Here is a 22,198-nt window from a genome sequence, read left to right as displayed (position 1 = left end):
GGTATTTGGAAAACTTTTTCCCAGTTCCTAGTCCCCAGTCGCTAGTCCCTAGTCCCCAATCCCTAATCCCCATTCCCTAATAGTGATTACCAACTTTACGGTGATGCACAGCAGTCAAAGCATCTGGCTTAGAAACCCGTCCGGCGTAGACGGTGCTGTATACTGCCCAATGGTCGCCGCAATCCATTCTACTGACAACTTCGCACTCCATGTAGGCAAGGGCGTCGTTGAGGATGGGGGCACCATTTTCGGCTGGCTGGGTTCTCACACCTTCAAAGCGATCTGCGCCAGGGGCAAATCGTTTCAAAAAGTGCTTCATTAGTGGTTGGAAGTTGCCTTCTTCTAAGATGTTAAGAACAAAGCGATCGCCTACTTGCATGAGTGATTCAATTGCTCGATCTTTGGCGACTGCAATGGAGAATCCCAATGGTTTAAAGCTAGCTTGAGCAACCCAAGAGGCTAGCATGGCACTAGAAACATCGCCTTTTTTAGCAGTAATAATATATAACCCACCGCTGATTCTACCTAGTGCTTTATCTAAGTCAGCACCAAGGGATTTCATCGCTTTGATACTGCGATCGCGTGTTACCCATTGCCCTAAGTCTGTACCCGCTTCTTCACACAGCTTGTAGGTATTTTCTGTGGGTGTTTGTTTAATCCGAATTGCTGGAAAAACTGTTATCAAACCCAAATTCCGGAATTTACTCACCAAAGGATCTATCGGTTCATCATCGCCACCGCCAGTTTCAAACACGCCGATGGCTTGCTTTTCTTTGGCAGAGCCTAAAACTGTACTGAGTGCAGCTTGGATGCTAGCAGCGCCAGAAGCAGGGGGTAGACCAACGATTAGCCCAGTACAGCGGCTAACTAGTTCCCGCAGTTCTTGTAAATCGACTTCAGATCCCAAATCGACAATTTCTACGGCGACACCAGTTTTACTAATCCCGTTGGCAATTGCTTGCGCGAGGCGATCGCTATATCCGTATTCGGAAACGTAAAATATCCCAATTGTTGTTTCTGCCTTGGTTTGTGTTTGGCTCCAAGTGCGGTAACGTCCAATTAGTTCCTCAACATTATGGGATAATAATGGCCCGTGTCCTGTGGCAACCATATTAATGGTTTTTAGTTCCGCCATTCGCTTCAGGGCAGACACAACTGACCGGGCATTCGGGCCCATTAAGCAATCATAGTAGTAATGAAAGTCTTCTTCGATAGCTGCCAAGTTTTCATCAAAGGTGCTATCTGAGCAATAGTGCAACCCAAAAGCATCGCAGGTATAGAGAATTTGGGTTTTGTGGTCAAAACTGAAAATGGTATCCGGCCAGTGTAAATTTGGAGCAATCACAAATTCAAATTCATGACCATTGCCCAAATCTAAGCGATCGCCATTTTTGACAATCCGCCGTTTAAATGGCTGATGTACCAAATCCTCAAGAAACTGAATCGCCACCTTAGAGCCGACAACGGTAATTTCCGGAGCCATTTGCAGCAAATCTTTAACTAAACCGCTGTGGTCTGGCTCGGTATGGCTGATAATCAAATAATCAATCTCTGTTGGCTTGATTAGTCCGGTAAGCGTATCAAAGTATAGTTGACGAAACTTTTCGTGGGAGGTATCAACTAGGGCAGTCTGCTCCCCACGGATGATAAACGAGTTGTAAGTAGTACCGTTTTGCAGACCAAACTCAATATCGAAGCGATCGCGATCCCAATCCAAAGAGCGAATAGCCGTCGTCTCTTGAGCGATTTCCACCTGCTGTATGGTGAGCCGTTTTTCAGTTTTTTCGGTGAGCGCTACCATAACTCCCCTCCTTGACAAATTGAGTATTTATTCCTCTGGTTTTATTGTTACACGGCTTGAATGTTAATTTTTATTAAAAAACCTCTAACTGACTTAAAAAAGTTAAAACAGTGAAACCGTATAAGCACCCAAAACAAACAGAGAATGTTTGGTTAGCTTTGGAAATTGGGAATTCTCGGCTGCATTGGGCATTGTTTCTAGGCGAGACGCTTTCCTCAGCTTGGGATACCGACCATATACCAGAGTCTCTCATACAGCAGTTGGCTGAATGTCAAACGCTGGATAATTTACTAAAGAAAATTTTTCCACTCCATCAGAGAACTGATAAACAAGAAGCACACGGAGGCAATTCCCTCCCCCCTCTCCTCATTGCCTCTGTAGTTCCCAGCCAAACTGCTATTTGGCAAATTTACCCCAATATTCGGGTTATTACCTTAGATCAAGTACCGCTCAAAGGTATATATCCTACACTAGGAATTGACCGCGCTTTAGCTTTGTGGGGTGCAGGCAAAACGTGGGATTTTCCAATGTTGGTGATTGATGCTGGGACAGCGCTGACTTTTACGGCTGCGGATGCTAATCAATGTCTGATTGGAGGTGCAATTCTGCCAGGAATAGGTTTGCAATTTGTGACTCTCGGTGAAAAAACAGGACAATTACCATTAGTAGAAATGCAAAACTTTGCCTCTCTACCTCCACGTTTTGCGCTGAATACTATAGAAGCAATTCACAGTGGAGTTATTTACACTTTAATAGCAGGAATCAAAGATTTTATTGAGGCGTGGTGGCACTTATTTACTAATGGGAAGATTGCAATTAAAGGAGGTGATCGCACTTTATTATTCAACTATCTACAAGCTTTGTATCCTGAAATTGCAGCGCGTTTGATTATCGAACCAAATTTGATTTTTTGGGGAATGCGGGAAATATTAATGGGTGATAAGTAAATGGTAAATATTGGGGCGATCGCCAGATAAACAGACAGATTAAAGCATAGATTGAATAAAATCAAGAAAGAATACCTGTAGTTAAGTTATACCCAAAACATCACCGTTTTATGTAATCACTGTAATATCAAGCATTACAAATTTGACGTTGTTGAATCAGGGGAATGCAAATGATAAACTCAGCACCAACTCCTGGTTGCGAAATGCATTCTAAAGAACCGCCATGTCTTTCTGTGATAATTTGGTAACTAATAGCCAGTCCCATCCCCGTACCTTGTCCAACAGGCTTTGTCGTAAAAAAGGGATTAAATATTTGCTTTTTAGCATCTTCTGATATTCCCAGTCCGTTGTCGGCAATACGAATTGTGACTTGATTTGGCGCTAGTAATTGGGTGCGAATATAAATTCGGGGATTATCCATTTTTAGTTGTTTATGTGTTGCCCACCGACCTCTAACCACTGAATCTTCTAAAGCATCGATCGCATTTACTAAAATATTCAGCAATACTTGGTTTAACTGCCCAGCATAACATTCAATCAAGGGGAGATTGCCGTATTCTTTAATCACCTCAATTTGCGGGCGCTGATTAGTAGGCTTGAGGCGGTTTTGAACGATCATCATCGTACTATCAATTCCCTCATGGATATCAACCGCTTTCATTTCAGCTTCGTCTAAGCGCGAGAAAGTCCGCAGGGAAAGCACAATCTCTCGAATCCGCTCTGCTCCCATCATCATCGATTTGAATAATTTGGGGAAGTCTGACCTTAAGAAATCTAGTTCAATTAGATTTGCAAACTCCTCAATTGCTTTAACTGATTGGGGATAATGTTTTTGGTAGAGATCTAACAGTGAAAATAAATTTTGGGCATATTCATCAGCCGGTTTTAGGTTGCCATAAATAAAGCTAACTGGGTTGTTGATTTCGTGAGCAATGCCTGCTACCATTTGACCCAGAGCAGACATCTTTTCGCTTTGAATCATTTGAGCTTGCATTTGATGCAAACTATCTAATGTATTTTCTAATTCTTGGCTTCTGTGCTGCAAGTCTCTTTGAGAGTTTTCTAACTCATAAATGACTTTCTTCAGTAAAAATTCCTTTGTGCCAATGTCAGTTTCTAGCTGGCGGCGTTCAGCTTGACAGCGTTCTAGCTTTTTTTGCAAGAGACGGTTTTTCTTTTCCAACTCTTGGATCGGGATTAAATCGTCTTGGTTATCCATACACTACTTATTTTGTTCCCATTAGCAGTGTGACAAACGTTTTATTATGAAATTGCGTTTGACCTTTATCCACCAAAGGAGCAATTTCACCGTAAGCGTAGAAACCACAACAAGGCAACGCCTTTGGTAAATGAGTTTTCACAAGCTGATACTCTTGTGTGGCGAGAGTTCCCAGAATTCGCCGTCGGGCTGCACAGGAAATAAGTAACGCTGCTGTTGGCTCCACACCAGGATAATCAGCAAGAGCATTATTTAGGGATGCCTGAGAAGCTGACAGAATATTGTCACGAGTTGCATCGGTGATTTGCACAACTGCCTGTTCAGGAATATCAGAGAAGAAGGTAACGCTACCAGATTGTTGATCGTAACCATTAGGTGCCCGCATATAAAAATAGTCTTGATCCTCAAAAACCGCCAAAGCATGAATTGCAAAGTTGGCCGCAAATCGTTCTTCACCGAGATAGTGCTGGTAGAAATCTAAGGCACGCTGTCCATCAATTTCATAGACTACGTTGCCATTAACTTTAGTTACACGGCTACGTTGACTGATAGGAGTCCAACCACTAGCAACTCCGTGGGAAAATAGTAGTTGTCCAAAGAACAGCAGCACTGGCACTGAATCACTTAACACTTCACCTTGAAAGAATTGGTAGGTTTTGTCAAAGGTATAGTCATCAGCAGCCATTCCTCCAATAATCGGAATATGCTTTCCCAAGCTTTGTTTTAAACCCTCTAAAATCAAGACCCCATTGCTCGTCAGACTATCGGGAAAGGTGAGGCATAATTGTGGCACAGATGCACTCTTTGCCTTTGCTTGTTCAATTGCTTGTTGGGCTGCAAGGGCTGGATTTTTGGATGCTCCTCGTCCAATACCTGCCCGAATTTCGACTTCATCCGTAGCAAACAGCATTAAGGTTAGAGAATCTTGCTGAAACTCCAGAATTGAGGAGATTTCTCCATTTGTAGTTCCACCAATCAACTCAATTCCAGGGAAAGTATCCTGGATGCGTTGCAAAATTAATACATGGTCAAAGTCGATAGCAGTAAATAAAAGTCCAGCCTGAGGAATTAACCCGTTAAGGGAACGGCTACATTCTTGAAGAACTTCAGCGATCGCATTTTGAGAATCAGGATCGTCATTATGACCAACAACAACTTGAAACACAACTACCTCATTGTAAGTTTAAATACCGTATGCTGATTCAATTCGGATGTTAGCTTTCTCTACCTACAATTAGATTTCCCATTTCCTGCAACCAAATCTCAGTTCAGTTGACTTTTTCTGATCAAAATAAGTATGCGCGGGTTATGAATGATAAATAATACAAACAAAAACAGCTAGACAAAGCGCCAAATTGTGCTTTCTATGTGGAATTAAGATTAATTCTGCAATGACGTTAGTTTAACTGTGGTAAGAGCGATCGCCTGATACAGGCTACCGTGAAAAATGCAGGGTTTCAAAGCAAGCTTTATATATGAGGCAGAGGGTTTTTAGCAGGGGAAAATCAGGGAAAGCCTACGGCAAGCAATGATAGCTTGGATGGTGATGTAATTCTTGCAGCACAAGCAATTCTGCAATTGAAAAGTTTTGATGAGGTCATAGTTATAACAACAAACTTGAAACATATATCCCTGTTTGAAAGCAAAGGAATATGTGTAGTGAATTGGCAGCAAACTTTCAATGAGCTAGTTTAATTGATTGAAATTATGGCTTTTTAAGATACGTAACTTGCATTTTTCCAATTACCAATGCCCTATGCCCACCCTTTAATAAACTCCCGAATCTCGATCGCCACAACCCCAGCACAAGATTCTGGTAAGTCATTTCCGGCATGAGCAATCATTTTGAACTCGACTTTCGGCATTAGTTGAGCATAAACCCGGCTCTTAGCTAAAGCATCTGGCGTATCTTGACCACCTTGTAAAATAAAAACTGGGACATCTATCATGTAAAGCCGCTTTTGAACTAATTCCGCTTCAATTTCTGCTTGTCGCCGTTTGAAAAGTAACTGACAACCGATGGGATACGGCAATAGCGACTGACGCAGCTGCAAGTCCTGTGCAATTTTTTCATGCCAACCCAGAATTTTAGTGAAAGGAGTTAGCGATCGCAACAATTTAGCTACTAGTGGCGGATAATTCAATAATCGCCGCATCTTTTGATAATGCTGTTCTTGTCCTGCTATTTCTACACCCTCTGGTGCTAGCAGTACCACACCATCAACTTTCTCTGGATACTTTAAAGCATAGCTAGCAGCAATCCAACCCCCAAGAGAATGCCCTACTAAATATACTTTTTCTAGCTTGACAGCTTGCAAAAACTCAGCTAAACACTCTACTTGTAAATCTATCGAATGGTGGATATTAGGATTTTCTGATTCACCAAACCCTAATAAATCAGGTGCGAAGCAATGGAAATCTTCTGCAAGGGACTCCATCACAGATAACCATTGACTGCTCTCATTCCAAGCACCATGTAAAAAAATTATCGGAGTTTTTTCACCGACTTCACGCCAGAATAGTAGCCCTTGAGAGAGCTTTCTCCGGGAGTTACGGAATAGTATATTCATTTTAATTTAGTAGTTAACTTTTAGCACCATAATAAATAGTCATTAGTCATTAGTCATTAGAATCTGACAAATAACTGATGACTAATGAAAAAAATATTGTTATGCCAGTGTTGTCAAGCCATTCAAATAGTCTTGCAACTGCCGAGTATGGTCGTGAGACATTTGTCCTGGAGGTAGTAAATTGGGATGGAAAGCTTGAATTTCCATGACTTCCAAAGTATCTTGAATCTCCATTGTTCCATGTACCTCGGCTTCAACCAGAATACAAATTGAGTGGATTCTGGGATCGCGGTCTGGTGCGGAGTAAACTCCTACCAAACGGTTAATTTTCACCAATTCTAGCCCGGTTTCCTCCATCAATTCCCGGCGGACTGTGTTGGGAATATCTTCTCCCCAATCCACTATCCCTCCAGGCAATCCCCAAAGACCATTGTCGCGTCGCCGGATCAGTACTATCCGACCATCAGGTAAAATTGGGATAATACTAGTGCCAGTAATCGGATGACGAAATATGATACCCAATACTGTTTGTCCAATACGCCATAAGCTACGTGTGGACTGGACAGCTGCCGGAAAAAAAGCAATAACGTTCAATCTTCAAAATTTATGTATTGTATTCTATAGTTCTCTACCACTTACATAAACTCAACTAATAAAATTTTTGTTGAGTTTTGCTTTATACAAATATATTTGTGGTTTGAGATTTTATTCTCACGATTTACGTAGAATATTATTAATTCTAACATCAAGTTTCAAGAGAAGCACTGTATTCATATATACATGATATTTTTAATCAGAAAACTTTTCAGTTTATAACTAACATTAGTCTTGCTCAAAGCAATTATCACTAATAGTTTTTCAGCACACATTCAAAAAATTCATCTGAATAATAAGTTAGAATGCATAATTCAGAATTTAGAAGAGAAAATTAAGCGGGGTTTGAGACCGCCACCTAATTCTTGATAATCTTGATAATATTGATTGATTTGTTCCAAGAACAACAACTAGTTAACTAATTTACATCTCTTTGACGGATTTGAATCTAAGAAAAGGTATTTTTCGTCTAGCTAGTACCGCAAGGCGGAAGTCAAAAGTTACTCATTCAAAAGTCAAAAGTATTATGGAATGGACTTTTTAGGGATTTTAAATGGTTGCTCGTCTTGCAAAGTTCTCATCGGCAAGAACCGTCGCTCAAAGCCAGTTCCTTTAAGTGGGGGAACCCCACCAACGGACTGGCTCGACTTTGCGCTATTTACGCGCCCGGCGTATTAGTACAACACGGCAAAAATAAGCTAACCATTCCAAATCAACGAAACCCTTATGCTGTATTCATTTTTAATTTTTAATTCCGCCTTGCGGTACTAATGGGGATAATTCTAAATTGTTATTGACAGAACAAGGTGGAATGCGGTAGACTAGTACATTGTTTCATGCGTATTGATTGCTGCACTAGGCTACAAGTATATCAATAACATTGGTAGCTGATATTGCCTACGTGATGCCTAGTTGCGACTTTTTGTTGTTTATTAATGAGGTGAACATGGCCAAGCGCCGTAACCCGAAAAAAGAAAAGGCGCTACGGAACCAGGCGTATGCCAGAAAGTTTCGTAAACGGACTACGACAGGAAGAATGCAGAGAAGGTTCCAACAAAGACCACCAAAGAGTGAAGAAGAAGAAGGCGCAGCAGCAGCTGACACTGAATAAGCTGCCTGCTTAAATCCTTGTTATTTGGTTTATTTAGTTTTAAGGGCGCACATTTGTACGCCCTTATTTATTACTCGACAACGATTTGAGTGCGGGCGGCTATGAGTGCTTTACTTACCTGTACAAAGCCAGTACCACCGTAACTGTTGCGGGCTGCTACAACTTGACGGGGGGATATCGCCTCATAAATATCTGCTGCAAATGCTGGATGTAGTTGTTGCCACTCTTCCAATTTCAAATCTTTCAGGAGTTTACCTGCGGCAATACTAGTTTTTACCACCTTACCCACAAGGTTGTAAGCTTCCCGGAAAGGGACGCCCCGTGCTGCCAAATAATCTGCTACATCGGTAGCATTGGAAAAATCTTCTGCCACAGCTTCTGCTAACCGCTGGGTACGAAATTCCAAGCCTTCCCTGAGCAAAATCGTCATCGCTTCTAGAGAGGCTTTGATTGTATTAACGCTATCAAATAGACCTTCTTTATCTTCTTGCAGGTCTTTGTTATATGCCAGGGGTAACCCCTTCATAATCACTAACATCGCCTGGAGATGACCGAATACACGCCCCGTTTTCCCTCGCACCAATTCTGGTACATCGGGGTTTTTCTTTTGGGGCATGATACTGGAACCCGTGGCACAGCTATCTTTGAGGGTGACAAAGCGAAATTCTTCAGATGACCAAACAATGACTTCTTCTGCAAGGCGGCTGAGGTGAACCATAATCAAGCTAGCAGCACACAAGAATTCGATCGCAAAATCGCGATCGCTCACTCCGTCGAGGCTATTAGCATAAATATCGTCAAAATTCAAGAGTTTGGCTGTGTAGTGGCGGTCAATCGGGAAAGTAGTTCCCGCTAAAGCACCGCATCCCAAAGGTGAGATATTCACGCGGCGAGAAACATCTCCTAAGCGTTCCCAGTCGCGTTGCGCCATTTGAAAATATGCTAAGAGGTGGTGAGCTAAACTCAGGGGTTGGGCACGTTGTAGGTGAGTATAGCCAGGAATCAGAGTTTCAACGTGATTTTCGGCTATATCCAGTAAAACACCTTGAAATTCTCGCAATTTGCTTTTGATTTGTTGGATTTGGTCGCGCAGGTAGAGTCTGGTATCAGTGCCAACTTGGTCATTACGCGATCGCGCCGTATGCAGCTTTTTACCCACATCGCCGACAATTTCTGTCAGTCGTCGTTCAACTGCAAAATGTACATCTTCAGCATCGATATCAGGCTGAAATTTATCCTGGCGGTACTCTTGGCGAATTTGTTCTAAACCTGCAACCAATTGCTCTCCTTCTTCTGGAGAGATAATGCCCGTGTGAGCTAGCATTTTGGCATGAGCTTGAGAACCAGTGAGGTCATATTCTATTAATTCAATATCGAAACCTATACTGGCATTAAAACGCGCGATCGCTGGATGCAAAGCTGATTCAAACCGCTGGCTCCAAGTTTGTTTTTCGGTCATAGAAATCAGGGGAGTGGGGGAGAGTTAAGAGTTTAGAGTGAGGAGTTATAAGTTTTTGATTCCTAACTTCTCACTCCTGACTTTCAACTCCTAACTTTTAAATTTAACCGTAGCTAGTTAGATTCCGAATCATATAGCCAATGACTAAACCAATCAACAATGCCCACACTTGACCTGTTTGTATAAAGTGGCTCCAAGATTTTTGAATCTGACCCATGACGTCTGGGTCGGTAATTGTTTGTGCTAGTGCTATCAGATTTACAGGCAACTGCCAAAATAACTGAGATATCAAATCGCTGTAATGGCTCATTTTTGGTGATTAAGAAGTTGGGTTGGCAAATTTTAGTATCAGTCTGATTGTTACATTAAATACTGAAAATGTACTGAGACTTTTGGGATGACTTTAATGTCTTAACTCAAGATGTAGGCGATGCCAACCGCAATTTCTCGGCTGTTCGCAAAATTTGCCCTGCTAACACTGCTGCGCCAAAACCATTATCGATATTTACTACGCCTACTCCCGCAGCACAAGAGTTGAGCATTGTCAATAAAGGTGCTAAACCGCCAAAACTCGCGCCATAACCGATGCTGGTGGGTACGGCAATCACAGGACAACTCGCTAAACCAGCGACAACGCTGGGTAAAGCGCCTTCCATCCCTGCCACCACAATTAACACTGATGCTGACTCAATCAAGTGGCGGTTACTTAATAAGCGGTGAATCCCAGCAACACCAACATCCCAGAGGCGCTGTACCCGAAAACCAGAAAGTTCAGCGGTGACAGCGGCTTCTTCAGCAACGGGTAAATCAGCAGTACCAGCAGAAAGTATGCCAATTTCACCCCAGAATTGTGGTTCGATAGTAGGGGGAGCGATCGCACAAATTCGCGCCGATTCGTAATATCGCAAACCGTTAACTTTTGATTCCAGTGCTGTATAAACTGCTGGTTCAATGCGAGTTGCCATCACCACCGGGTTGCGGAGGCGCATCACCTCCATAATTTGAGCAATTTGATCAGGAGTCTTACCGGGACCCCAAATCACCTCTGGGAAACCAGTTCTTAGCTGGCGATGATGGTCGATTTTGGCAAACTCACCCACAGATTCATAAGCTAAGTCTTTGAGTGAGTCTAATGCCATATCTGGAGAAAGTTTACCATTGGCAACCGCTTCAAGGAGCGATTTTAAGGCTTCAGGTTGAGTCACAGTAATTTTAGATTTTAGATTTTGGATTGGGCTTACTACACTAAAACCCTTTAATCTATTGAATTAATTTCAGTTCATGAATGTTCCAAAATGCGCTACCTGCCAATGTGGAGAATTTAACTCCTTGGACGCGATCACGTACACCTTCAAAGGACAGGGGATTCACTAGATGAATAAATGGCAACTGTTCTTGGACAATTTGCTGAAACTTAGCATATATTACTTTGCGCTTAGTCTCATCCAATTCACTTGAGCCTTCAATAAAAAGTCGGTCTATTTCCTTTTCCCAGTCGGAAACTTCCCAACCCTTAATCGCTGGTTCACCAGGTTGCGGCCCTTGATTAAATTGGTGTGATCCTCCTGTGCTAAACCAAATATTAGAGCCACTATGAGGTTCAACTCCTCCGCCACCAAATTTGCCAACATAACAATCCCAACTACGATTTTGTAGTTTCTCTAACACAGTATTGAAGGCTAAAATTTGCAAATCAGCTTGAATCCCAATCTTTTTAAGATCTTGTTGCACTTGGACTGCCATGCCTACCCTGGCTTGTTCCTCTGCTTTAACTAACATAGTAAATCGGACTCGGTTTCCTTCAGCATCCAGTAGCTCTCTTTGGGAGTTGTATTTAAAACCTGCTTCCAAAAGCAGTTGTTTAGCTTTATCAGGATTATAGTTGTATACCTTTAGTCCCTTTTCTGGAGAAAGATAGTAAGGGTTGTTGAGATAAATAGGAGAATTCTGTAGTGCTCCTAGTCCTTTAAAAATATTTATTTTCATCGTCTCGCGGTCAATCGCATATGCAACTGCCTGTCTGAAAGCCAAAGTATGAAACCAGCGAGATTTGATTGGGTTTACTAGAAGCTGATCCTGAGAATTACGAGCCTTATTAAGATTGAAACTCACAAAAGTTGTGGTAGATTCAGGGCCGCCATTGTAAATTTTAAATTTCCCTCGCTTTTCCTCTCTTTTTAGTAAAGGAAACATTTCAGATTTCACGTCCAGATCATCCAGCTGCCCAGAGCGAAAACTTATTAGTTGATTGTCAGTGCTTTCAATTATTTGTAAAATAACGCGCTTAATATAAGGCTGCTGATTTCCCTGACTATCCTTGCGCCAATAATAAGGATTGCGTCGGAAGATAACTCGCTCACTAGGAGTATACCTTTCCATCACATAAGGGCCATTACCGATAATTTCTTTGATATCAGTGTCAGTTCCCCATGTAGAGATAAACTTAGGATTACCATCTGATCCAATGCTTTGGATAGACTTTAACAAAGCATGAGATGGTAAAATTGGCAACCCGCCGATGAATCTTAAAAAGGGAGCGAAAGGTTCTGGTATAGTAAATTCTATTTTTTGCTCATCTAGTTTTACGACTGTTGGCAGAGCACGACTAGTACCAATTCGCAGACCATCTCTAATATCTGTAGGTATCTTTTCATTAAAGTAGATGTCTTTATAACTAAAGAGTACATCTTCAATAGTTAGAGGTTGACCATCTGACCACTTTAGCCCCTTTTTGAGGGTAAAAATAATGTGTCGTTTATCCGGCAAAATTTCCCAAACTTCAGCTAAAGCAGGTTCCAGTTCTCCAGTTAAACCATTTTCTGTAATCAAGCCATCGTAGAGATAGCCAAAAACACTATAAGCTGATTGATTTTGCGTCAAATTAAATGTTGCCGGCCCACTGGGAGTGGTAAAAACTAATTCTGGGACTTGAGCGGCTGCACTTTTGAAGTTAGTAGGGTTGCAGGCGGTAACTGTGAATGCTGTTACCAAAACTATAATTATTGTTAACCAAAACTGCTTAATTCTGGAAAGCATACTATTAGATAATTTCATAATTTTGATTTTTGCAAAATGTTGCCATTCAACCTAAAAATCAGAATGTTTTCTAAATCAATAAATGTAGCGAAAAAGAAATGCTACTCCGAAACTACTAGCAAGACAACAGCATAAGCACAGATGCCTTCTTCACGTCCAACGGGGCCTAATTTTTCGTTAGTGGTAGCTTTGATACCAATTTGATTTGGTTGTAATTCTAAAACCGCCGCTAGTTTGTCGCGCATATTGTGAATATGCGGTTTTAATTTTGGACGTTCTGCTACTACCACCGAGTCAATATTTCCTATCTGCCAGCCTTGATTCCGAATTAGTTGATGTACTTGAGTTAATAGTACTAAACTATCTGCTCCTGACCATTTAGGATCGCTAGGCGGAAAATAATGACCAATATCCCCCAAGGATAACGCCCCAAGCATGGCATCCATAATCGCGTGGGTTAGTACATCAGCGTCACTGTGACCCAACAAACCCAGTTCATGAGGAATTTGAATTCCCCCTAAAATTAAAGCGCGATCGCTCACCAGTTGGTGAATATCGTAGCCGTTACCAATACGAATTTTAGTCATTAGTCATTAGTCATTAGTCATTAGTCATTAGTCAGGAGTTAAGAATTATTCTCCCCCTGCTTCCCTACTCCCCTGCTCCCCTGCCCCCCATCCTCCCATTTATCCAGTAGATCAGGGCGGCGATCGCGGGTTTTTTGAATTTGTTGTTCGTAACGCCACCGCGCGATCGCAGCGTGATTTCCACTGAGCAAGACATCAGGCACTTTCAACCCGCGAAAATTGGCAGGACGAGTATATTGGGGATAGTCCAATAACCCCTCTTCAAAGCTTTCTGCTGTCAGAGACTCAGTTTTGGCCACGGTTCCTGGTATTAGCCGCACTACACCATTAATTAAAGCCATTGCTGGAATTTCCCCGCCGGTCAGAATAAAATCGCCTAAAGACACTTCACGAGTTACCAAATGCAGCACCCTCTCATCCACTCCTTCGTAATGTCCGCAAATAACTACTAACTGGTCATAATTTATCGCCAATTCTTTCAAAAGAGGTTGATTGATTGTTTGACCCTGTGGACTCATCAAAATTACTTCTCTTCGGGCTAGAATTGGCAGCGACTCCACAGCGGTAAAAATAGGTTCTGGCTTCATTAACATCCCAACGCCGCCACCATAGGGTTCATCATCTACCTTTCGGTGCTTGTCAGTGGTAAAGTCCCTTGGGTTAACTAGATGCACTTCGGCAATCTGTTTAGCTAAGGCTTTACCCAGCAGCCCAGAATTGAGAACAGAGTTAAAACAGTCAGGAAAAAGCGTAACTATATCAAAGCGCACAGTTATTCGTATTCAAGGACACTAATCTTAAATTTGAATGTCTGGCAAACACCACTAAGCCAACGTCGGGTGAAACTCCAGTTAAACTTTATCAATAGTATCTAAAACTACCAGACCTCTTGGATTTTAGATGGGATCAAAAGTTTTTCTAATTACTTAATTTATGTTTAAATGTTCTCACAACTACATTTAAATTAATAATCATATCAAGTTAACAACTTCCAGGATGCATCGAGCCAGCCTCAGAAAAAAGCGTAGTCTTATCTGCTCATCCCCAACCTTAAAGGGGGAATCTAGCCCCCTAAAGACTATTTTGCCCTGCTGCAAGTGGACAGGTGAAAAACAAGGCGCTGGCTTTGAGGAATGGGAACGAACACGTTTAGACCGAGGCAACGCGAGCGTTAAGCGAGAATTTGGAGAGTGGCTGACCCTGTTCCAAACTTCAAAAAAGTGTCCTCTCAAACAAGCAAAGCGCAAAAATCATCAGGCAACTGAATCCTTGTTAAATTCACCTGAAGTTGTTGACAGGAGAAACACAATGCCGCAATTACAAGCTAAATCGCTAGAAATGAGGACACCCCAAGCAACTAAAACCGCCGTTCTGGTTATCGGAGGCGCAGAAGATAAAGTTCATGGGCGCGAAATCCTACGAACTTTTTTTGGACGTGCTGGTGCTAGTAAGGCTTATATTACAATTATTCCATCTGCCTCTCGCGAACCCGCAATCATCGGTGGTCGGTATATTCGCATTTTTGAAGAAATGGGTGCCCAGAAGGTAGAAATTTTAGACATCCGCGAACGGGAACAGTGTGAAGCCTCTCAGATCAAAGCATCCTTAGAAGCCTGTAGTGGGGTATTTTTGACGGGAGGAGACCAGCTGCGTCTCTGTGGTGTATTGGCAGATACGCCAGCAATGGAAATTATTCGGCAGCGGGTGAGGGCGGGGCAACTTACATTAGCAGGTACCAGTGCAGGAGCGGCAGTGATGGGGCATCATATGATTGCTGGCGGCGGTAGTGGAGAGACGCCAAATCGCTCCCTAGTCGATATGGCAACGGGTTTGGGATTTATTCCAGAAGTAATCGTTGACCAACACTTTCACAACCGGAATCGGATGGGGCGACTGATTAGTGCGATCGCAGCTCATCCTGATCGCTTAGGTATTGGCATTGACGAAGATACTTGTGCAGTGTTTGAACGTGATGGTTGGCTACAAGTTATGGGTAAAGGCAGTGTCACCATTGTTGATCCTACTGAACTCACCCACACCAACGAACCCCATGTCGGTGCTAATGAACCGTTAACCGTGCATAATTTACGTCTGCATATCCTCAGCTACGGTGATCGCTTCCACTTGTACCAGCGCACTGTATTGCCTGCTGTACACCGAATCTCCAGCTGACGGGATAGAGTATCTGAGGTTACACTGAGTTGACCGCATATTTATTTCTTACCGTAGAAAAATGATAAGAATACCATCTAAAAAGAAAAAACTGTTTGCAATGAACAGTTTAGCGGTCAATTCCAGTAACAAACTAGAATTTTGGTTCCGAATCTCCATCTACCTATTCCCATGAGAATCCTCAAGATCCAGACCTTACGCGGCCCAAACTATTGGAGCATTCGACGCCACAAACTGATCGTCATGCGCCTCGATTTAGAAACCCTTGGCGAGACGCCCTCGAATGAAATCCCTGGTTTTTATGAAGGATTAGTTGAGACGCTGCCGAGTCTGGAGGGCCACTATTGTTCGCCTGGCTGTCGTGGTGGTTTTCTGATGCGAGTCAAAGAAGGCACTATGATCGGGCATATCGTGGAACACGTAGCTCTAGAACTCCAGGAATTAGCTGGTATGCATGTCGGCTTTGGTCGCACCCGCGAAACTGCCACACCCGGAATTTACCAAGTAGTGATTGAGTACCTGAATGAGGAAGCGGGACGTTACGCTGGACGAGCAGCAGTCCGGCTGTGTCAGAGTATCGTTGATCGAGGCCGTTATCCCAAGGCAGAACTAGAGCAAGATATCCAAGACCTGAAAGACTTTACCCGTGATGCTTCTTTAGGCCCTTCCACGGAAGCGATCGTCAAGGAAGCAGAAAAAAGAGGTATTCCTTGGATGTCTCTGGAAGCCCGCTTTTTAATTCAGCTAGGCTACGGCGTGAACCAGAAGCGGATGCAGGCAACAATGACGGACAACACCGGCATTTTGGGCGTAGAACTAGCTTGCGACAAAGAAGCCACTAAACGCATCCTCGCTGCTGCTGGTGCGCCAGTACCTAGAGGTACAGTGATCAACTTCTTAGACGATTTGGAACAAGCCATTGAATACGTTGGTGGCTATCCTATTGTCATCAAGCCCCTGGATGGCAATCATGGACGTGGCATCACCATTGATATCAGAACTTGGGAAGAAGCTGAAGCTGGATACGAAGCTGCCAGACAGGTTTCCCGGTCAATTATTGTCGAAAGATATTATGTTGGACGCGACCACAGGGTACTGGTGGTAAATGGCAAAGTAGTAGCAGTTGCCGAGCGCGTCCCGGCTCATGTGATTGGCAATGGCAGATCCACCATTGCTGAACTGATTGAGGAAACAAACCTTGACCCAAATCGCGGTGAAGGACATGATAACGTCCTGACCAAGATTGAACTAGACCGCACCAGCTACCAGCTGCTAGAAAGGCAAGGCTATACCCTAAATAGCGTGCCACCCAAGGGTACTATTTGTTATCTCAGGGCAACGGCAAACTTAAGTACAGGTGGTAGTGCCGTAGACCGTACCGATGAAATTCACCCAGAGAATCTTTGGTTGGCACAACGGGTAGTCAAGATTATCGGTTTGGATATCGCCGGACTCGATATCGTCACCTCGGATATTAGCCGTCCTCTGCGGGAAGTGGATGGCGTGATTGTCGAAGTTAACGCCGCTCCCGGCTTCCGGATGCACGTCGCCCCAAGCGTTGGTATCCCCCGCAACGTCGCCGGCGCAGTCATGGATATGCTGTTCCCCAACGAGCAATCTAGCCAAATTCCGATCCTCAGCGTCACTGGTACTAATGGTAAAACCACTACTACCCGACTACTAGCACATATTTATAAACAGACTGGTAAGGTAGTAGGATATACTACTACTGATGGTACGTATATCGGTGATTACTTAGTAGAAGCTGGCGATAACACAGGTCCCCAAAGTGCCCACCTCATCCTCCAAGATCCTACAGTGGAAGTAGCGGTACTGGAAACAGCTCGCGGTGGCATTCTCCGCTCTGGATTGGGCTTTGAAGCAGCAAATGTGGGTGTGGTATTGAATGTAGCCGCAGACCACTTAGGAATAGGTGATATAGATACCATTGAGCAGTTAGCTAACCTCAAGAGTGTAGTAGCGGAAGCCGTATTCCCGGATGGCTACGCGGTACTTAACGCCGACGATCGCCGTGTCGCCGCCATGTCAGAAAAAACTAAGGCTAATATTGCTTACTTTACAATGAACCCCGACTCGGAATTAGTGCGAAAGCACATCCAAAAGGGCGGAGTAGCGGCAGTATATGAAAATGGCTATTTGTCAATTGTTAAAGGTGATTGGACACATCGTATAGAAAGAGCAGAAAATATACCTTTAACAATGGGCGGACGTGCACCGTTTATGATTGCCAACGCTTTAGCTGCAAGTTTGGCAGCATTCGTGCAAAACGTCACAATTGAGCAGATTCGTGCTGGTTTGAGGACTTTCCGGGCTTCAGTTAGTCAAACGCCAGGACGGATGAATTTATTTAATTTAGGAAACTACCACGCTTTGGTGGACTATGCCCACAACCCAGCCAGTTACGAAGCTGTAGGTGCTTTCGTGCGGAACTGGACTACAGGACAACGGATTGGCGTAATTGGCGGGCCAGGCGATCGCCGCGACGAAGACTTTGTTACTTTGGGCAAACTAGCAGCACAAATTTTTGACTACATCATCGTCAAAGAAGACGATGACACACGGGGACGCCAACGGGGTTCAGCCGCCCAGTTGATTATTCAAGGCATTACCCAAGTTAGACCTGATAGCCGCTATGAATCAATTCTGGATGAAACCCAAGCGATAAATAAAGGCTTAGACATGGCTCCTAATAACAGTCTGGTGGTAATTTTACCAGAAAGCGTCACTCGCGCTATTAAGTTAATTAGGGCGCGTGGTGTAGTCAAGGAAGAGATACATCAACAAAATCTTGGCACAACTGTCATCGATTCCCAAAATGGGATCACACCTTCTTCTGTTGTTAATACCTTGCTATAGTCAGGAATCAGGAGTCAGAAGGACTTCTGTACAACGGGCCTACGACTCGTTGCTTTAAGCATCTCCCTTTATGGGAAAAACTATATTCAGAAATTTCTCAATATTGAAAATGCATCTTCTTGTGAGTGCATTTCTCCTGACTGCTGTATTCTGACTCCTTTTATTATTGTTTTTCTTCTTCCTGATTGGTTTCCTCGCTGGGAGTTTTCATCTCCTCCTTAAAACCTCGTAGGGTTTTGCCCAGTGCGGTTCCCAGTTCGGGAATTTTTTTGGGGCCAAAAATTAGAACAGCGACTATGGTAACTACAGCTATTTCTGGCCATCCCAGTCCAAACATATAAATTTCCTCTAAAGCATCTCTAATTAAATATAGACATTGATCGCTCAAATCCGATGAGTTCGCCACTGATCAGCGCTCGACTCTTTTAGAGAAAAGGGTTTAGCTTGCTTCCACGAAGTGGTACGTAGTGAAACCCAACAAAGTCCCGAAAATGTTGGGTTTCGTCCCTCAACCCAAGATTAAGATTTTTTCACCTAGCTTTTACTTATTTATTTGTTCTAACTTTCTAGCGTCTTTACGTTCTTCGTTCTGTATAAGTAAATAACTGGCATCGCCTGCAATACTAGCATGTACATTCTTGTAGTCAAGTATACTGTTAGGCAGTTTGCATATGTAATGATTCTAAAAAATTAACATTATATAAAATATTTTAGTATCTATACTATGAATTAATATCTCCCGACCCTCCCATTTAGAACTCGATGTATCGGTTTTCGTGTATCCGTTCTTGACAGCTCTTATGGGTGTATTAGTGACAAGGTTGATGCACTACCATCATATTTTTGGGTTGCCAATTATTGTGGTTATCATAAATGTTGTTCTAAAAAGTTAATCAAATCTAGGTTGTTTACCATGAAGAGCAGAAACTTAGTCAAAGCCATATTTTCCGCATCTCTCGTCTCTACAGCAACGCTGGTGGCCCAGCCCCAGACCAACGCCGTCACCCAGGGACCTTTCTACATCGTGGGATACCAATCCAAAAAGTGCGTCGACCTCCCGCGGTCGAACCCCAACAACGTGGTAATCGACATCTACACGTGCTACCGCGGGCTCGCCAACCTGAGGTGGTCCTTCGACGACACGATCGGCAACTACAAGAGAATCCGCAGCCTGTCCAGCGACAAGTGCTTGACGGTGCTGAACGCCTCCAAGGAAAAATACGCCAGGGTCATCCAGTACCGCTGCGGTAGGGGCGGTAGCGCCGATGGCGCCAACGCGGAGTGGCTCCCGGAAAAGGTCTCCCCGCCACGGCTCTCCCTGCAATCGGTCTTAAATGGCCCCCCCAACCCCGACTGGTACCAGTTGCGCAACCGCAATTCCAAGATGTGCCTGACCGTACTGAACGCACGGACATCCAACAACACACAGCTCATGCAGTACCCGTGCGGGGGCTCGCAGAACAACTTCGTCTGGACCTGGTTCTACTAAATCCGGTTTATAAAACCCGTTAAAGTTTTAAAGAGAAGCTAACCAATAATAGCTGGTCAAATTTCTAATTTCTTCCTTGATGTTGCTAAGTACAGCCCACCACAAAAAGGGTATGGAATTAAATCATTCGTAGGTTGGGTAGAACGAAGTGAAACCCAACATCAAGCCTCGATATTTCCGACCCCCTTTTACGGTGGCGTATACTAAGCACATTACAACGTTTTACTAACACTTCTTCCAGTTCATCAATTGTCTCGAAGTAGTCATCGACTAATGGTTCATCAACTAATGTCCAAAGTCTCTCGGCAGGTTGTAATTCCGGAGAATAAGCTGGAAGAAATTCGACTTTAATTCCGTCGGGAATTTTCGTTTTTTGACTCCGATGCCATCCGGCGTTATCTGCGACTAGGCTTAGTTTTAACATTGAAAAAATTTTGGTCGTTAGTGAGAAATTGGGGTTTAACCTTTAGACGAGTGCGGGTCGTTGCCGTAGCTGTTCCGCTCTCGAATTTGCCCTTCTCGGTTATGTATTAATAATTCAGACTGCTGATTAATAGCAATTTCACGCCCTTTCTCAATTGCTTCTTGCTGGATGTGGAATATTTTAGTAGCCTTACTAGCACCCTCAGACTTAACTGCCCAACCTTTAGAGTGAGGGACGATATGTTGGTTTTTACCTTTAGACATTAGTGATATTGTTTATACTTAACTACTTTTACACCTTAACACAATCTTTACTAATGTAAGTATCTTGTAGTAGAAACAATATTAAATAATTATAAAATAGTTTTTGTTATTCTTTGAAAATCAACTTTTAAAATTATTCTTCCTCAAAAGGGGAGCATCCCAATTTTGCCAAAAGACACAGGACTGTTACAAAAACCCTGTACAAACCTCTTTCCTTTGTGTTCTTTGCGTCCTTTGCGGTTCGTTATTTCATTCTCCGTCTAAGTCAAAATACCATATAAAAACAAACTTGCACATTTGGGATGCTCCCCTCAAAAGTCATTTTAATCTCAATTTTAGATTTCAATATTAATACCAACTAATTTGAGAGAGCCTTTTTTAAAACAGTCCTAACTGTACTCTGTGGTTTTTATTATCAACATTTTCTGTTGCTATTGGTGGTAAATCTACTGGAGGTTCAACAACTAAAGGAGCATTTTCTTCAAATCTCAGTTTTGAGCTTATGATGTAGTCTTCATCAATCTCAAAAGCTAACCAGCGTCTTTGTAAAGTTTCTGCAACTCGACCTGTCATATTAGAACCAGCAAAAGGTTCTAAAACAATATCACCTGGTTCTGTACAAAGGTTGATGACAAACTCTGGTAAAGCTTGAGGAAATCTTGCCGGGTGTGGCTTAAAACCTTCTTCTTTGCAACGCCTTTGGTAATAATCGTTAGAAGCAGTATTCGAGGCAGAAATCACATTTACGGGCTGGACTAAATCTTCAAATAAAATTTCTTGTATAAGAGTCTGTTGCCCTATTTCTTCTTTGTCTGTACTACAACGTCCATCAATAATATTCGGGGGAATAGCTCCTCCCCTGTCCTTCCCAAATTTTTCGGAAATCTCATGACCTGATGGTCTAACTTTGGGTTTATAGCCATTTTTCAAAAGGTTTTTCATTGCATCACTATAAGGCTTTAAAACCCTTCTATTATTAGCTTTAGGATGCGGTTCTTTTGACAACCACCAAATTGTATTTACCGAATCTTTAACTCTTTCCCTGCGAACTGTTACCCATTCGGCAGGAGTGGGTAGTTTTGCTGGATTATACCAATATAATTCTTGTGCCAGATAAAATCCCAGTCCACCTTTTTCTTTTGCTTTGCACAAAGCAACAACCAGTTCAAAATGATAAAGAGAACGAACTGGCATCCCCTTAATCCAGCTGCCACCAATATCAATAACCAGTGAGCCTGTTGGTTTAAGAATACGGTAAAACTCTACCGCATAATCTTTAAACCATTCAACATATTCATCGGCATCAACATTTCCGTATTCTTTTTTACGAACCAGTGCAAATGGTGGAGAGGTGCAAATTAGGTCGATACTTTCGTCGGTAATACTTGCCATTAATTCTAGGCTGTTTCCCAAATAAGCAGCACCAAATTTTGTTTCGTAGTAAAGGTTACAATTAAGTCTCATCTAAAATTCTTTAGTACATTTGTACGGATGAAAACAGTATTACCCATAAAAGCATAAGTTTTCCAACTATTAGCTATTTTTTTGAGCAATATACCAAGTATTTCATTCACAATAGTAGATATGTTTTACATATAAGTACTCACAAAAGCAGAATTTTTAACTAGCTGCTGAGAGACTTTTTCTTA

The 22,198-nt window shown here is 42.8% G+C and carries 20 protein-coding genes and 1 pseudogene; 6 read left to right on the top strand and 15 right to left on the bottom strand.

What is annotated here, in order from left to right; translation table 11 throughout:
- Positions 1-76 precede the first annotated feature (76 nt).
- On the bottom strand, positions 77-1,801 hold the full coding sequence (locus V7L29_RS01940; RefSeq protein ID WP_334734361.1) for a diflavin flavoprotein: 1,725 nt from the start codon (positions 1,799-1,801) through the stop codon (positions 77-79).
- Positions 1,802-1,911: 110 nt separating this feature from the next.
- Between V7L29_RS01940 and V7L29_RS01935 the strand changes: the two genes are divergently transcribed.
- Positions 1,912-2,748 (top strand): pantothenate kinase, encoded by an 837-nt coding sequence (locus tag V7L29_RS01935; RefSeq protein ID WP_334734360.1) that lies wholly within the window; start codon positions 1,912-1,914, stop codon positions 2,746-2,748.
- Positions 2,749-2,875: 127 nt separating this feature from the next.
- Here V7L29_RS01935 and V7L29_RS01930 read toward each other — a convergent pair whose 3' ends face one another.
- Positions 2,876-3,967 carry a sensor histidine kinase gene (locus V7L29_RS01930; RefSeq protein WP_334734359.1) on the bottom strand — a complete coding sequence of 364 codons (1,092 nt, stop codon included), beginning with the start codon at positions 3,965-3,967 and terminating at the stop codon, positions 2,876-2,878.
- A gap of 7 nt (positions 3,968-3,974) precedes the next feature.
- The gene (locus V7L29_RS01925) at positions 3,975-5,132 is read right to left on the bottom strand and encodes an FIST signal transduction protein (protein ID WP_334734358.1); all 1,158 of its coding nucleotides are present in this window, start codon (positions 5,130-5,132) and stop codon (positions 3,975-3,977) included.
- A 338-nt stretch (positions 5,133-5,470) separates the two neighbouring features.
- Between V7L29_RS01925 and V7L29_RS01920 the strand changes: the two are divergent.
- Positions 5,471-5,662: pseudogene (locus tag V7L29_RS01920) on the top strand (hypothetical protein); the annotation flags it as partial.
- A gap of 59 nt (positions 5,663-5,721) precedes the next feature.
- On the opposite strand, the gene V7L29_RS01915 reads toward V7L29_RS01920, so the two are convergent.
- Together V7L29_RS01915 and V7L29_RS01910 are read right to left on the bottom strand one after the other, a co-directional pair.
- Entirely contained in the window at positions 5,722-6,537 is an 816-nt protein-coding gene (locus V7L29_RS01915) for an alpha/beta fold hydrolase (protein WP_334734357.1), read from the bottom strand.
- Between the two features lie 99 nt (positions 6,538-6,636).
- The gene (locus V7L29_RS01910; protein ID WP_334692043.1) at positions 6,637-7,131 is read right to left on the bottom strand and encodes an NUDIX hydrolase; all 495 of its coding nucleotides are present in this window, start codon (positions 7,129-7,131) and stop codon (positions 6,637-6,639) included.
- A 946-nt stretch (positions 7,132-8,077) separates the two neighbouring features.
- Here V7L29_RS01910 and V7L29_RS01905 point away from each other — a divergent pair.
- Positions 8,078-8,242 carry a hypothetical protein gene (locus V7L29_RS01905; protein ID WP_167407613.1) on the top strand — a complete coding sequence of 55 codons (165 nt, stop codon included), beginning with the start codon at positions 8,078-8,080 and terminating at the stop codon, positions 8,240-8,242.
- A 70-nt stretch (positions 8,243-8,312) separates the two neighbouring features.
- Here the strand turns inward: V7L29_RS01905 and argH are convergent, their stop codons facing one another.
- The 6 genes from argH to trmD form a co-directional block, all read right to left on the bottom strand.
- Complete coding sequence (argH, locus tag V7L29_RS01900; protein ID WP_334734356.1) at positions 8,313-9,701, bottom strand: argininosuccinate lyase; 1,389 nt, start codon at positions 9,699-9,701, stop codon at positions 8,313-8,315.
- Between the two features lie 103 nt (positions 9,702-9,804).
- On the bottom strand, positions 9,805-10,011 hold the full coding sequence (locus tag V7L29_RS01895) for a hypothetical protein (RefSeq protein WP_334692045.1): 207 nt from the start codon (positions 10,009-10,011) through the stop codon (positions 9,805-9,807).
- Between the two features lie 106 nt (positions 10,012-10,117).
- Positions 10,118-10,906 (bottom strand): nickel pincer cofactor biosynthesis protein LarB, encoded by a 789-nt coding sequence (larB, locus tag V7L29_RS01890; RefSeq protein ID WP_334734355.1) that lies wholly within the window; start codon positions 10,904-10,906, stop codon positions 10,118-10,120.
- A gap of 55 nt (positions 10,907-10,961) precedes the next feature.
- A complete protein-coding gene (locus V7L29_RS01885; RefSeq protein WP_334734354.1) occupies positions 10,962-12,755 on the bottom strand; it encodes an ABC transporter substrate-binding protein in 1,794 nt (597 codons plus the stop codon).
- Positions 12,756-12,838: 83 nt separating this feature from the next.
- Positions 12,839-13,324 carry a 2-C-methyl-D-erythritol 2,4-cyclodiphosphate synthase gene (ispF, locus tag V7L29_RS01880; protein WP_334734353.1) on the bottom strand — a complete coding sequence of 162 codons (486 nt, stop codon included), beginning with the start codon at positions 13,322-13,324 and terminating at the stop codon, positions 12,839-12,841.
- 38 nt (positions 13,325-13,362) lie between these two features.
- Positions 13,363-14,094, bottom strand: coding sequence for a tRNA (guanosine(37)-N1)-methyltransferase TrmD (gene trmD, locus V7L29_RS01875; RefSeq protein ID WP_334691080.1), 732 nt, complete (start codon positions 14,092-14,094; stop codon positions 13,363-13,365).
- 538 nt (positions 14,095-14,632) lie between these two features.
- Here trmD and V7L29_RS01870 point away from each other — a divergent pair.
- Positions 14,633-15,496, top strand: a complete 864-nt coding sequence (locus tag V7L29_RS01870) for a cyanophycinase (protein WP_094348499.1) — start codon at positions 14,633-14,635, stop codon at positions 15,494-15,496.
- A 171-nt stretch (positions 15,497-15,667) separates the two neighbouring features.
- Positions 15,668-18,373 carry a cyanophycin synthetase gene (gene cphA / locus V7L29_RS01865; protein ID WP_334691081.1) on the top strand — a complete coding sequence of 902 codons (2,706 nt, stop codon included), beginning with the start codon at positions 15,668-15,670 and terminating at the stop codon, positions 18,371-18,373.
- Positions 18,374-18,536: 163 nt separating this feature from the next.
- Here cphA and V7L29_RS01860 read toward each other — a convergent pair whose 3' ends face one another.
- Positions 18,537-18,710: a Sec-independent protein translocase subunit TatA/TatB gene (locus tag V7L29_RS01860; RefSeq protein ID WP_334734477.1), complete on the bottom strand. Its 174-nt coding sequence runs from the start codon at positions 18,708-18,710 to the stop codon at positions 18,537-18,539.
- A gap of 576 nt (positions 18,711-19,286) precedes the next feature.
- Here V7L29_RS01860 and V7L29_RS01855 point away from each other — a divergent pair.
- Positions 19,287-19,862, top strand: coding sequence for an RICIN domain-containing protein (locus V7L29_RS01855; protein WP_334734352.1), 576 nt, complete (start codon positions 19,287-19,289; stop codon positions 19,860-19,862).
- Positions 19,863-19,980: 118 nt separating this feature from the next.
- Here the strand turns inward: V7L29_RS01855 and V7L29_RS01850 are convergent, their stop codons facing one another.
- The 3 genes from V7L29_RS01850 to V7L29_RS01840 form a co-directional block, all read right to left on the bottom strand.
- Positions 19,981-20,286 (bottom strand): transposase, encoded by a 306-nt coding sequence (locus tag V7L29_RS01850; RefSeq protein WP_334734351.1) that lies wholly within the window; start codon positions 20,284-20,286, stop codon positions 19,981-19,983.
- A gap of 35 nt (positions 20,287-20,321) precedes the next feature.
- Complete coding sequence (locus tag V7L29_RS01845; protein WP_334734350.1) at positions 20,322-20,549, bottom strand: DUF2188 domain-containing protein; 228 nt, start codon at positions 20,547-20,549, stop codon at positions 20,322-20,324.
- 378 nt (positions 20,550-20,927) lie between these two features.
- Entirely contained in the window at positions 20,928-22,013 is a 1,086-nt protein-coding gene (locus V7L29_RS01840; protein WP_334734349.1) for a DNA-methyltransferase, read from the bottom strand.
- Between the last annotated feature and the right edge of the window lie 185 nt (positions 22,014-22,198).

This window comes from Nostoc sp., assembly GCF_036916575.1.
Taxonomy (GTDB): domain Bacteria; phylum Cyanobacteriota; class Cyanobacteriia; order Cyanobacteriales; family Nostocaceae; genus Nostoc.
The sequence above is the reverse complement of the archived record's forward strand: the minus strand, read 5'-3'. Positions and strand labels throughout refer to the sequence as shown.